Here is a 12,672-nt window from a genome sequence, read left to right as displayed (position 1 = left end):
GCTTGACTGGCCTTGTGACGCCGCCTAGCGTTCTGACCAATTGGTCAAAAGACCATACAAGCCACGGGAAACAGCGCAACGTTGAATTCCCATCAGCGAAAGGAAGAGTGGCCATGTCAGGTCGCACGAACGTAGCCCCCAACGATCTCAGCGCATTTTGGATGCCTTTCACGGCGAACCGCCAGTTCAAAAAAAATCCGCGCATGTTCGTTGGCGCCAAGGATATGCATTACACGACCTCGGATGGTCGTCAGGTGCTGGATGGCACGGCGGGCCTGTGGTGCTGTAATGCGGGCCATGCGCGCCCCAAAATCGTTGAGGCTGTGGCAAAGCAGGCGGAGGAACTGGACTACGCCCCCGCCTTCCAGATGGGCCACCCCAAGGCGTTCGAACTTGCCAACCGCCTCGTCGATATTGCGCCGGACCCTATGAAGCATGTTTTCTACACCAACTCCGGTTCGGAAAGCGTCGAGACCGCGCTGAAAATGGCAATCGCCTATCACCGCGCACGGGGTGAGGGCACGCGGACCCGCCTGATCGGGCGCGAGCGTGGCTATCACGGCGTGAACTTCGGTGGTATTTCTGTTGGCGGTATTGTTAAGAACCGGATGCATTTCGGTCAGATGCTGGCGGGTGTGGACCACTTGCCCCACACGCATTTACCCGAGCAGAACGCCTTTACCAAGGGCCAGCCGGAACATGGCGCTACCCTTGCCGATGATCTGGAGCGGATTTGCGCGCTGCACGATCCGTCCACCATCGCGGCGGTGATTGTCGAGCCACTTGCAGGCTCCACCGGTGTTCTGGTGCCGCCAAAGCAGTATCTGGAGCGTCTGCGTGCGATTTGTGACAAGCACGGCATCCTGCTGATCTTTGACGAGGTCATCACCGGCTTTGGCCGTCTGGGCGCACCGTTTGCGGCCCAGAAATTCAACGTGATGCCCGACATGATCACCACGGCAAAGGGCCTGACCAACGGGGTGATCCCGATGGGCGCGGTTCTGACCACGGCAGAAATCCACGATGCGTTTATGGACGGCCCCGAAAACCTGATCGAGCTGTTCCACGGCTACACCTATTCGGGCAACCCGATGGCCTGCGCCGCCGCGATTGCGACGTTGGACACCTATCGGGATGAGGGGCTGCTGGAGCGCGGCACCGAATTGGCCAGCTATTGGGAGGACGCCGCCCATTCGATGCGCGGCTTGCCCCATGTGACCGATGTGCGAAATCTGGGCCTGATCGCAGGTATTGAATTGGCCCCGATCGAGGGACAGCCAACCGCCCGCGCGTTCGAGGCGTTTTTGCGTGCCTATGATAAGGGCATCCTGATCCGCACCACCGGCGACATCATCGCGCTCAGCCCGCCGCTCGTCATTTCAAAGGCGGAAATCGACACGCTGTTCGGCACACTGGCCGATGTATTGCGCCAACTGCCTTAACGCTTTCTGCCAGCCACTTAGCAGCCCGTGTTTTTCGGGTTGAGACCACAGGAATTAACTATGACCTATACGATTAAAAATGCCATCGGGGGCCAGCTGGTCGACAGCACCTCGGATCGCACCCAATCGATCTATAACCCCGCCACTGGCGAGGCCGTCGGAACCCTGCCATTGTCCACTGTGGATGAGGTGAACGCAGCCGTCGCAAATGCCAAGGCAGCGTTCCCCGCTTGGTCGCGCACCCCGCCGTTGAAGCGTGCACGGATCATGTTCAAATTCCTTGAGCTGCTGAACCAGAACGCCGACAAAATGGCGCGTGAACTGTCGCGTGAGCATGGCAAAACCCATGATGACGCCCTTGGCGAGATTCAGCGCGGTCTGGAAGTGGTCGAGTTCGCATGCGGCATCCCGCAACTGCTCAAGGGCGAGTTTTCCCGCAATGTCGGCCCCGGCATCGACAGCTATGGCGACCGTCAGGCGCTGGGTGTTGTGGCCGGTATCACGCCGTTCAACTTCCCCGCAATGGTGCCGATGTGGATGTACCCCATTGCAATCGCTTGCGGAAACACCTTCGTTCTGAAGCCATCCGAGCGTGATCCATCCGCCCCGATGCTGGCATGGGAACTGCTGCGCGAGGCTGGCCTGCCCGATGGCGTGATGAACATCGTGCATGGTGACAAATCCAGCGTGGACGCTCTGCTCGACAACCCGGATGTGAAGGCGGTCAGCTTCGTTGGCTCCACCCCGATTGCTGAGTATGTTTACAGCCGCGGTACGGCAAATGGTAAGCGTGTTCAGGCACTTGGCGGCGCGAAGAACCACATGATCGTCATGCCTGACGCCGATATGGATCAGGCAGCGGATGCGCTGATGGGCGCAGGTTACGGTTCTGCTGGTGAGCGTTGCATGGCAATCTCCATCGCGGTGCCAATCGGCGCAGAAACAGGTGAGAAGCTGGTTAAGGCCCTGAAGCCAAAGGTAGAGGCGCTCAAGGTTGGCCCCTCCACCGATGCCGATGCCGAAATGGGTCCGGTTATCACAGGTGAGGCGAAAAATCGCATCACCGGCCTGATCGATAGCGGCGTTGAGCAAGGCGCCGATCTGGTCGTAGACGGGCGCGGGTTCTCGCTGCAAGGCTATGAAGATGGGTACTTTTTGGGCGGCTCGCTGTTCGACAAGGTTAAGCCGGACATGGACATCTACACGACCGAAATCTTCGGCCCGGTGCTGGGAGTGATGGAACCGCAGACCTACGAATCCGCTGTGGACCTGATCAACGACCACGAATACGGCAACGGCACCGCGATCTTCACTCGTGACGGCGATGCAGCACGCGATTTCGCGGACCGGATCGAGGTCGGCATGGTCGGCATCAACGTGCCGATTCCGGTTCCGGTCGCCTACCATTCCTTTGGTGGATGGAAGCGGTCCAGCTTTGGTGATCACTCGATCTACGGTCCAGAGGGCGTGCGCTTCTACACGCGCCTGAAAACGGTAACGACCCGTTGGCCCGCAGGTATCAAGGCAGGCGCGACATTCAGCTTCCCGTCCTGAACTAACATTTAAAACAAGGAGATAGTCCCATGGCAGCACCCGGTGAAAACCTCAAAATCAACGCGGATCGGCTGTGGGACAGTCTGATGGACATGGCCAAGATCGGGCCAGGCATTGCTGGCGGTAACAACCGCCAGACCTTAACGGATGAGGATGGTGAGGGCCGCGCCCTGTTCCAGAAATGGTGCGAGGATGCGGGCTGCACGATGGGCCTCGATCAGCTTGGCAATATGTTCGCTACGCGGGCCGGAACGGACCCGGATGCGCTGCCCGTCTATGTGGGTTCGCATCTGGATACGCAGCCAACTGGCGGTAAATATGACGGCATCCTAGGTGTGTTGGGCGGGCTGGAAGTTATCCGCACGCTCAACGACTTAGGCATCAAAACCAAGCACCCGATTGTGGCAACCAACTGGACGAACGAGGAGGGCACCCGCTTCGCCCCCGCCATGCTGGCCTCGGGCGTTTTTGCTGGCCTGCACACGCAGGAATGGGCCGAGGATAAAACCGACGCTGAGGGCAAACGCTTCGGTGATGAGCTGGACCGCATCGGCTGGCGCGGGGATGAGGACGTCGGCGCACGCAAAATGCACGCCTTCTTTGAACTGCATATCGAGCAAGGCCCGATTCTGGAGGCAGAACAAAAGGATATCGGCGTCGTCACCCACGGCCAGGGCCTTAGCTGGACCCAGATCACGGTAACGGGCAAGGACGCGCATACCGGCTCCACCCCGATGCCGATGCGCAAAAATGCGGGCCTCGGCATGGCGCGCATTCTCGAACTGGTGGATGAAATCGCATGGTCCCACGCACCCCATGCGGTGGGTGCTGCGGGTCATATCGACGTCTATCCGAATTCGCGCAACGTGATCCCCGGACAGGTGGTGTTCACCGTCGATTTCCGCTCGCCCGACCTGTCGGTGATCGAGGATATGGAGGCCCGCTTGCAGACCGGCGCGCAGGCGGTTGCCGACGATATGGGCCTAACGATTGCGTTCGAGAAAGTCGGTGGTTTCGACCCTGTCGCCTTTGACGAGGGCTGCGTCACTGCCGTCCGCAACGCGGCCGAACGCCTTGGCTATTCCCACCGCGACCTGATTTCCGGCGCAGGCCACGACGCCTGCTGGATCAACCGCGTGGCACCCACGGCAATGGTTATGTGCCCCTGTGTCGATGGGTTGAGCCATAACGAAGCCGAGGAAATCTCAAAGGAATGGGCCGAGAAGGGCGCAAACGTGCTGTTCCATGCAGTTGTTGAAACGGCGGGAGTGGTGGGGTGAGCTCCTCCGCTGTTCCGGGCTTGACTCGGAACCTCGCCCATTGGTGTTGCTCTGGCCGAGAGTTGCACCCGCTTTGGGACCGGGCAGCGCGGGGCGCATTCGATGCAGTACTACGTTTATCTTCTCGCATCCCGGCCACATGGCGCACTTTACCTCGGCTCAACCAACGACTTGCGACGGCGTGTGGAACAACATCGGGCAGGGGCAATCCCTGGCCATACAGCGCGTTACAATATCGGGACGTTGGTCTGGTTCGAAACACACCAAACCCATCACGAAGCTATCGTTCGAGAACGGCGCATAAAAAAATGGAGACGCGATTGGAAGATCGCTTTGATCCAACAGCACAATCCAGATTGGCGCGATGTCGCCTTCGACATACCGTATTGACCATAAGCGCGCTGTTCCGGGTCAAGCCCGGAACAGCGCAGCAGCAGGAGCAAATCCAATGACCAAAGTCATCAAAAACGGAACCATCGTCACTGCGGACCGTCAGTGGAAAGCGGACGTCCTGATCGATGGTGAAAAAATCGTCGAGATCGGTGAGAATCTCAAAGGTGATGAGACCATCGACGCTACCGATGCTTATGTCATCCCCGGCGGTATTGACCCACATACGCACCTCGAAATGCCGTTCATGGGCACGACTGCGGCGGAGACGTTTGAGTCCGGCACCTTTGCTGCGGCCGCTGGTGGCACCACGATGCTGGTGGATTTCTGCCTGCCCGGTGAGGACGGATCGCTGCTCAACGCGATTGATGCGTGGGACAAGAAATCCAAGGACCAGATCTGCACCGATATCAGCTATCACATGGCGATTACCGGCTGGAACGAGAACATCTTCGAGGAGATGGAGGCGGTCGTAAAACAGCGTGGCATCAACACGTTCAAGCATTTCATGGCCTATAAGGGCGCCTTGATGGTCGAGGATGACGAGATGTTTGCCTCGTTCAAGCGCTGCGCGGAACTGGGCGCGCTGCCACTCGTCCATGCGGAAAACGGCGATATCGTGCAGGCCATGCAGGAAAAACTGCTGGCTGAGGGTCAAACCGGCCCCGAGGCGCACGCCTATTCCCGCCCGCCGGAATTGGAGGGTGAGGCCGCAAACCGCGCGATCATGATCGCTGACGCCGCCGGCACGCCGCTCTACATCGTGCACGTATCATGTGAGCAGGCGCATGAGGCAATCCGCCGTGCCCGTCAAAAGGGCATGCGCGTTTATGGTGAGCCGCTGATCCAGCACCTGACCCTCGACGAAAGCGAGTATTTCAACAAGGACTGGCAATATGCCGCACGCCGCGTCATGTCCCCGCCGTTCCGCAATAAAATGCATCAGGACAGCCTGTGGGCAGGTCTTTCCTCCGGCTCGCTGCAAGTGGTTGCGACGGATCATGCCGCGTTCTCGGACGTGCAAAAACGGATGGGGCTGGAGAACTTTACGCTGATTCCAAACGGCACTGGTGGGCTTGAAGAACGGATGGCGATGCTGTGGACGCAGGGGGTCGAGACCGGCCGCCTGACGCCGGAGGAGTTCGTTGCCGCGACCTCGACCAACATCGCTAAAATCCTGAACATCTACCCACAAAAGGGTGGCATCATGGTTGGCGGCGACGCGGATATCGTGGTCTGGGATCCGACAATAACCAAGACAATCTCGACCTCCACCCAGAAATCCATCATCGAATACAACGTGTTCGAGGGGTATGAGGTCACGGCGCAGCCACGCTATACCCTCAGCCGTGGTGATGTGATCTGGGCCTATGGTCAGAACTCGCAGCCCCAGCCGGGTCGCGGAAAATTCGTGCGTCGCCCTGCCTTTGCCAGCGCGTCCAAGGCGTTGAGCAAGTGGAAATCGCTGAACACCCCGCGCAAGATTGAGCGCAATCCGATGAACATCCCAAGCGGGGTTTGATCTGCTATAACCTGTAATTGACGGGGGCGCTGACTATGGTTGGCGCCCCTTTCTTTTTGTGGCTGCGTAAATGCCAGCGCTTTTGTGCAAATTGGCGGATGGAGCTGTTTTGTGCACACTGAATGTCCAGGCGATATCTGCTGCTGGAGTGTTTGTGGTGCTCATATTTATGGCAGTGTCTGTTTGCGTTATGTGCGCCTGGCTAATAGCGCGGCAAGTTATGTGATTAACTGCACGCAACCCTTGACCGACCGGTCAAAAATTGCGTCACTCTATTCAAGCAACCTGAGAGGCAGCCTTTGCAATATCCCGTTATTTCCGCCCGCAATCTGTCTCTGACCTTTCAGACCAATGATGGACCGGTTCACGCACTTAAGGATGTGAACCTCGATATTGGTAAAGGTGAGTTCGTTTCTTTCATCGGTCCGTCGGGATGTGGTAAAACCACGTTTCTGCGCGTCGCTGCTGATCTGGAACAACCTACAGCCGGTGAGATTACCGTAAATGGTATGACGCCTGAGGAGGCCCGCAAATCCCGCGCCTATGGCTACGTCTTTCAGGCGGCTGGCCTGTATCCGTGGCGCACGATCGGCGGAAATATCCGCCTGCCGCTGGAGATTATGGGTTATTCCAAGGCAGATCAGGCAGAGCGGGTGAAACGCACGCTGGAACTGGTTGACCTTGCCGGATTCGAGAAGAAATACCCGTGGCAATTGTCCGGCGGCATGCAGCAACGCGCCTCCATCGCGCGGGCGCTGGCCTTTGACGCTGATATCCTGCTGATGGATGAACCGTTCGGTGCGTTGGACGAGATTGTGCGCGACCACCTGAATGAGCAATTGCTGGCATTGTGGGCGCGCACTGAAAAAACCATCGCTTTCGTCACGCATTCGATCCCCGAGGCTGTGTACCTGTCCACCAAGATCGTGGTGATGTCGCCACGCCCGGGCCGCGTAACCGATGTGATCGAGAGCACTTTACCACGCGAACGCCCGCTGGAAATCCGCGATACGCCGGAATTTATCGCCATCGCCCACCGTGTTCGTGAGGGGCTGCGCGCGGGGCATGAGGATGTTTGATGCAACCTGCCGCCCTGTGGAGGTCAAGGCGACAGGCCGACTTCGCTCACTAATACCGGCTTTGCGGCCTGTACCATGTCTGACGTTCAATCATGCGAACCTTACCGCGCCGTTAAAATTCATGAATGGCAGCCGTAAATCCGGGGGGGCGTCATGAGGTCCCTCGTTCCGATTTTGACCGTCCTCGCCGCGATGATCGCGATTTGGTATGCGGGCGCTGTCTACCTCAACGCCAACTGGGCCTATCAACAGGCGGAGCGTCAGGACAGGGTGCTGACCACCTCGCAATTGATCGCCGAAACTTGGTCACAGGACCGCCCCCGTTTGCCCGCCCCGCATCAGGTCGCGACGGAGATCTGGGAAACCACGGTCGAGAAGAAAATCACCTCCAAGCGCAGCCTGATCTATCACGGCTGGGTCACGCTCAGCGTAACGCTGGCCGGATTTGGTTTTGGTGCAACACTGGGAATCGCGCTGGCCATCGGCATTGTCTATAGCCGCGCGATGGATATGAGCGTGATGCCATGGGTGATCGCCTCGCAAACCATCCCGATCCTTGCCATTGCGCCGATGATTATCGTGGTGCTGAATTCGGTCGGGATGCAGGGGTTCATCCCCAAGGCGATTATCGCCACCTATCTCAGCTTTTTCCCTGTGACCGTGGGCATGGTTAAGGGGTTGCGCGCGCCCAGTGGTATGCAGCTGGACCAGATGAAAACGTGGAATGCCAGCGGCTTGCAGGGGTTCATCCAGCTGCGGCTGCCCAGCTCGCTGCCCTATCTGTTTACCTCGCTCAAGATTGCAGTCGCGGCCAGCCTTGTCGGTACGGTGATCGGCGAATTGCCAACAGGCGCGGTTGCGGGCCTGGGCGCGCGATTATTGGCGGGCAGTTATTATGGGCAAACCGTGCAGATCTGGTCGGCACTGTTCGGGGCGGCAGCCCTTGCCGCATTGCTGATCGTGGCAGTGGGTCTGATTGAGCGGATTGTAACCAAACGCATGGGGTTCGGACGATGAGTGTGGGATTGATGATTGCCGCGCTCGCCATCTGGGTTGGCGGTTGGTGGGCAAATGTTCGCTTGGCACGGATCACCGGCAACCGCTGGTCAGGGTTAGCGGCACCTGTGATTTTCGGGACCACTCTGCTGGTATTGTGGGAGCTGCTGGTGCGCGCGCTGAACGTGCCCGGTGCGATCCTGCCGCCGCCCTCTGCCATCGGTCTGGCCTTTGCGTCGAACCTGCCGACACTATGGGCTGACTTCGTTCAAACCTTCGTAAAGGGCGCGCTGTCGGGATATATCATCGGGTGCGGAGCCGCATTCCTGATGTCATTGGCGGTGGACCGGTCCGACTTCCTGAAACGTGGATTGCTGCCCGTTGGCAATTTCGTTGCCGCGCTGCCGATCATCGGCATGGCACCGGTTTTCGTGATGTGGTTCGGTTTCGGCTGGCAGTCAAAGGCAGCCGTGGTTGCCGTGATGTGCTTTTTCCCGATGCTGGTAAACACGGTGCAGGGGCTGGCGGCGGCGGACCGGATGCAGTCCGATTTGATGCGGACCTACGCGGCCTCGCCTTTGCAGGCATTGACCAAGCTAAAGCTGCCCGCAGCGTCGCCGTTCATCTTTAACGGCCTGAAAATCTGCACGACTCTGGCGCTGATCGGTGCCATCGTTGCGGAATTCTTTGGCTCACCCACATTGGGCATGGGCTTTCGTATTTCCACTCAGGTCGGTCGGCTTGCGCTCGACATGGTCTGGGCGGTTATTTTGGTCGCGGCTCTTGCGGGCTCGACCTTCTACGGCGTGGTAACGCTCCTCGAGAGAGCGGCCACCTTCTGGCATCCGTCGCAAAGGGGAAGGTGACGGGGGCTAAGGCAAAAGGCCCCGAAAAGGGGTTACCCAACAAGGAGAAGAACATGAAATTGCTCAAAACACTGGCCGCAGCCACCCTGCTTGCGACGCCTGCCATGGCGCAGGACGAGGTTACGCTGCAATTGCAATGGGTCACGCAGGCACAGTTCGCCGGTTATTACGTGGCACTGGATAACGGTTACTATGACGAGGAAAACCTCGCAGTGACGATCCAGCCGGGCGGTCCTGACATTGCGCCTCCTCAGGTGCTGGCCGGTGGCGGCGCTGATGTGATGCTGAACTGGATGCCATCCGCACTGGCCGCACGCGAACGCGGCGTGCCGGTTGTGAACATCGCGCAGCCGTTCAAATCCTCCGGCCTGATGCTGACCTGCTGGGCCGATGCAGGTATCGAAACGCCCGAGGATTTCCGCGGCAAAACCATCGGCGTTTGGTTCTTTGGCAACGAGTATCCGTTCCTGAGCTGGATGAGCCAGCTGGGTATTCCAACCGATGGTGGCGAGGACGGCGTGACCGTTCTGCGTCAGGCGTTCAACGTGGACCCACTGTTGCAGCGTCAGGCCGACTGTATCTCCACCATGACCTATAACGAATACGGTCAGGTTCTGGATGCAGGCGTGGGTGAGGACGAGCTGGTTACCTTTAAGTATGAGGAGCAGGGCGTCGCCACGCTTGAGGACGGCATGTACGTGCTTGAGGAAAACCTCGACGATCCGGAATTCGTAGACCGGATGGTGCGCTTCGTCCGTGCCTCCATGCGCGGCTGGAAATGGGCCGAGGAAAATCCGGCTGAGGCAGCAGAAATCGTGCTCGACAATGATGCAACCGGTGCGCAAACCGAATCGCATCAGGTCCGCATGATGGGTGAGATTGCCCTGCTGACCGCAGGTTCGAACGGCGCGCTGGACGTTGCCGATTACGAGCGCACGGTGGCAACGCTGCTGGGCGGTGGTTCGGATCCGGTTATCACGGTTGAGCCTGAGGGCGCATATACGCTCGAAATCTCGGACGCTGCTCTGAACTAATCCTGTGTCGGGGGCGCAACCCGCCCCCATCGCATTCGCGAAATATCCCCGCCGGAGGCGCATCTCTCGAAATGCACCTCCGGCGGAGTTGTCTCGAACCCTAGCCAGTCAACGCATCGCGCATCGCGTACCAGCTATCCTTGGGCGTGCGGGCCAATGTGTCGAAATCGACATGCACCAGACCGAAGCGTTTGTCATAGCCGGCCGCCCACTCGTAATTGTCCATCAGGGACCACACGAAATAGCCCTTTAGCGGCACACCCTGCGCAATCGCCTGCTTTGCCGCATCGAAATGGTCCCGCAGATATTTGACGCGCTGCGGATCGGGGCATTTCTCATCGAGCAGGTAATCATGCCCCGCCATGCCGTTTTCGGTGACGTAGATCGGCAGATCGCCGGAATATTCCGACGCGGCCCAAGTCAGGAAATGGCGCAGGCGATCCGGCTCGATCTCCCAGCCAAAGGATGTTTTTTCCAGCGGGCCGGGGGCCTCGCCGATCTGGGGCCACGGGCCGCCGGAATTACAGATGCGTTTGCGCGTGTAGTAATTGATGCCCAGCCAGTCCACCTTGGCCTGAATGGTCGGGAAATCATCCTGCCAACCCTGTGGCAGATGCGGCTCCAGCCCCTCCATCGCGGCCTTGGGGTACTCGCCCTTGAACACGCCGGATAGGAACCATTCGTTATACAGGGCGTGGTTCCGCTGATGCGCGGCGATGGTTTCGGGGCGGTCATCAACGGGCTGCGAGCCCTCCAGATTGGTCACAATCCCCAGATTGCTCAGGCCCAAGCCGCGCATCACCTCGATCGAGCGGCCATGCGCCAGCAGGACATGGTGCATGGCGCGGGCGGCGGCGCGGATGTCGCGCATTCCGGGGGCATGCCCGCCGATGAAATGGCTTAGCCACGCAACGCACCACGGTTCATTGATTGTGGCGGTCGCCTCCACCCGATCACCGATACGCGACATCGTGGCCTCGGTGTAATCTGCGAACCAGCTTGCCACGTCGCGGTTGCGCCATCCGCCCTTATCGGCGAGGGCCGAGGGCAAGTCCCAGTGATACAGCGTCGCATAGGGGCGAATGCCGCGGGCCAACATGCCGTCCACCAAGCGGTCGTAGAAATCCAACCCCTCGGGATTTATCGTCTGGCCGTCAGGCATCACCCGCGCCCAGTTCATGGAGAAACGGTAAGCGTCAAAGCCGCCCTTGGCGATCAAATCCAGATCGCTCTCCCATGTGTTGTAATGCCCGCAGGCCACCGCGCCATCCTCGGCCCGCTCCACATTGCCGGGGGTTGCGGCAAAGGTATCCCAGTGGGATTCGCCGCAGCCGCCGAATTGCGTGCCCTCGATCTGATAGGCGGATGTGGCGGTGCCAAAGACGAAATTTTCGGGAAAATCCGCACGGGTGAAGCCTACGCCGCTCATGCCGGGGTCTCCTTAGGTGCGGGACCGGTGGAGCGGCCCTCGATGAATTCGCATTTCCAGATCTCGCTGCTGACCTTCTTGCCCGCGATATGGTCGATCAACATACGCGCACATTTCGCACCAGCGTCACGGATTGGCGATTGCAGGGCGGTAAAGGGCGGCGGATCGCCGACATTGCGCATAAAGGACAGGTCGTCATCATGGGTGATCAGCGACACGTCATCGCCAATTTGCAGTCCCGCATCCCGAATGGCACGCGCCACGCCGAGCGCGGAAATCGTGCTGGAGGTCAGGATCGCCGTCGGTGGTTTCGGCTCGTTCAGCCACTTCATCGTGACGTCATAGGCGTTGGTCTCGGTCATCTCCATGTCCACCATGCGCGATGCATCCGAACGCAGGCCGTTATTCTGCAACGCTTGCTCAAACCCACGGCGGCGGCGGCGGGCAAAGCTGATGGTCTCCATCCCGTTCAGCAGGGCAAAGCGGGTGTGGCCCAGCTCAATCAGATAGGTGGTCGCCTGCTCGAACGAGCGGCGGTTATTGGTGTCCAGAAAAACGGGGCGATCCTCGATATCCACGGATCGTCCATGCACAACAAAGGGCAGCTCCAGTTCGCGCAGCAGGTCAACGCGCGGGTCGTTCAGGCGCGGGGCGTGCACGATCAATCCGTCAACGGACCGACGGCGGGCCAGCTCACGATAGGTCTGCACCTCGTTCGCGGCGGGCACGGCGGCCAGCAGGGTTTCATAGCCCTCGCTGCTGTAGATTTCGGACGCGCCCGCCATGAACTCCGCAAAGATCGGGTTGATCATCTGGTGGTTGCTCAACGGGATCACGTGGCCAATCGCCATGGATCGACCGGTTGCCAGCTTGCGCGCCATGGTGTTCGCACGGTACCCATAGTCACGAGCGGCGATTTCGATTCTGGCGCGGGTCTCTGCGTTTACCTCGGGATAACCGTTCAGGGCGCGCGATACAGTGGTTGGCGATAGACCTAGACGGTCAGCCAGTTCCTTAAGTGTCATATCGGAAAAGCTCCCTCTCAAAGCGTTTTGGCAATATGCCGAGTGTTGTTAAGAC

General features: G+C 59.3%; 11 protein-coding genes. 9 read left to right on the top strand and 2 right to left on the bottom strand.

The genetic code is table 11. From position 1 onward, the window contains the following. Positions 1-113 precede the first annotated feature (113 nt). From aptA to CR254_RS02930, 9 genes are all read left to right on the top strand, one after another. Positions 114-1,442, top strand: a complete 1,329-nt coding sequence (aptA, locus tag CR254_RS02970; RefSeq protein WP_097928312.1) for an omega-aminotransferase AptA — start codon at positions 114-116, stop codon at positions 1,440-1,442. A gap of 60 nt (positions 1,443-1,502) precedes the next feature. Then, positions 1,503-2,996 carry a CoA-acylating methylmalonate-semialdehyde dehydrogenase gene (locus tag CR254_RS02965; protein WP_097928311.1) on the top strand — a complete coding sequence of 498 codons (1,494 nt, stop codon included), beginning with the start codon at positions 1,503-1,505 and terminating at the stop codon, positions 2,994-2,996. A 29-nt stretch (positions 2,997-3,025) separates the two neighbouring features. Continuing rightward, positions 3,026-4,276, top strand: a complete 1,251-nt coding sequence (locus tag CR254_RS02960; RefSeq protein ID WP_097928310.1) for a Zn-dependent hydrolase — start codon at positions 3,026-3,028, stop codon at positions 4,274-4,276. A 102-nt stretch (positions 4,277-4,378) separates the two neighbouring features. Then, positions 4,379-4,666 (top strand): GIY-YIG nuclease family protein, encoded by a 288-nt coding sequence (locus CR254_RS02955; RefSeq protein ID WP_097928309.1) that lies wholly within the window; start codon positions 4,379-4,381, stop codon positions 4,664-4,666. A gap of 58 nt (positions 4,667-4,724) precedes the next feature. Continuing rightward, a complete protein-coding gene (hydA, locus tag CR254_RS02950; protein WP_097928308.1) occupies positions 4,725-6,188 on the top strand; it encodes a dihydropyrimidinase in 1,464 nt (487 codons plus the stop codon). 299 nt (positions 6,189-6,487) lie between these two features. Continuing rightward, the gene (locus CR254_RS02945; protein ID WP_097928307.1) at positions 6,488-7,267 is read left to right on the top strand and encodes an ABC transporter ATP-binding protein; all 780 of its coding nucleotides are present in this window, start codon (positions 6,488-6,490) and stop codon (positions 7,265-7,267) included. A gap of 153 nt (positions 7,268-7,420) precedes the next feature. Then, a complete protein-coding gene (locus CR254_RS02940; protein ID WP_097928306.1) occupies positions 7,421-8,284 on the top strand; it encodes an ABC transporter permease in 864 nt (287 codons plus the stop codon). Further along, positions 8,281-9,129, top strand: coding sequence for an ABC transporter permease (locus tag CR254_RS02935; RefSeq protein WP_425440230.1), 849 nt, complete (start codon positions 8,281-8,283; stop codon positions 9,127-9,129). The genes CR254_RS02940 and CR254_RS02935 overlap by 4 nt, the downstream gene beginning before the upstream one ends. A 53-nt stretch (positions 9,130-9,182) precedes the next feature. Further along, entirely contained in the window at positions 9,183-10,163 is a 981-nt protein-coding gene (locus CR254_RS02930; protein WP_097928305.1) for an ABC transporter substrate-binding protein, read from the top strand. A gap of 100 nt (positions 10,164-10,263) precedes the next feature. On the opposite strand, the gene CR254_RS02925 is transcribed toward CR254_RS02930, so the two are convergent. Together CR254_RS02925 and CR254_RS02920 are read right to left on the bottom strand one after the other, a co-directional pair. Continuing rightward, positions 10,264-11,592 (bottom strand): GH1 family beta-glucosidase, encoded by a 1,329-nt coding sequence (locus CR254_RS02925; protein WP_097928304.1) that lies wholly within the window; start codon positions 11,590-11,592, stop codon positions 10,264-10,266. Next, positions 11,589-12,617: a LacI family DNA-binding transcriptional regulator gene (locus tag CR254_RS02920; RefSeq protein WP_097928303.1), complete on the bottom strand. Its 1,029-nt coding sequence runs from the start codon at positions 12,615-12,617 to the stop codon at positions 11,589-11,591. The genes CR254_RS02925 and CR254_RS02920 overlap by 4 nt, the downstream gene beginning before the upstream one ends. Between the last annotated feature and the right edge of the window lie 55 nt (positions 12,618-12,672).

This window comes from Pontivivens marinum (assembly GCF_900231835.1).
In the GTDB taxonomy this organism is placed as follows: domain Bacteria; phylum Pseudomonadota; class Alphaproteobacteria; order Rhodobacterales; family Rhodobacteraceae; genus Pontivivens; species Pontivivens marinum.
This window is presented reverse-complemented; position numbering and strand designations above follow the sequence as displayed.

Bases quoted from the DNA above. Each gene is read 5' to 3' on its own strand.
- aptA (WP_097928312.1), top strand. From the start codon at position 114: ATGTCAGGTCGCACGAACGTAGCCCCCAACGATCTCAGCGCATTTTGG.
- CR254_RS02965 (WP_097928311.1), top strand. From the start codon at position 1,503: ATGACCTATACGATTAAAAATGCCATCGGGGGCCAGCTGGTCGACAGC.
- CR254_RS02960 (WP_097928310.1), top strand. From the start codon at position 3,026: ATGGCAGCACCCGGTGAAAACCTCAAAATCAACGCGGATCGGCTGTGG.
- CR254_RS02955 (WP_097928309.1), top strand. From the start codon at position 4,379: ATGCAGTACTACGTTTATCTTCTCGCATCCCGGCCACATGGCGCACTT.
- hydA (WP_097928308.1), top strand. From the start codon at position 4,725: ATGACCAAAGTCATCAAAAACGGAACCATCGTCACTGCGGACCGTCAG.
- CR254_RS02940 (WP_097928306.1), top strand. From the start codon at position 7,421: ATGAGGTCCCTCGTTCCGATTTTGACCGTCCTCGCCGCGATGATCGCG.
- CR254_RS02935 (WP_425440230.1), top strand. From the start codon at position 8,281: ATGAGTGTGGGATTGATGATTGCCGCGCTCGCCATCTGGGTTGGCGGT.
- CR254_RS02930 (WP_097928305.1), top strand. From the start codon at position 9,183: ATGAAATTGCTCAAAACACTGGCCGCAGCCACCCTGCTTGCGACGCCT.
- CR254_RS02925 (WP_097928304.1), bottom strand. From the start codon at position 11,592: ATGAGCGGCGTAGGCTTCACCCGTGCGGATTTTCCCGAAAATTTCGTC.
- CR254_RS02920 (WP_097928303.1), bottom strand. From the start codon at position 12,617: ATGACACTTAAGGAACTGGCTGACCGTCTAGGTCTATCGCCAACCACT.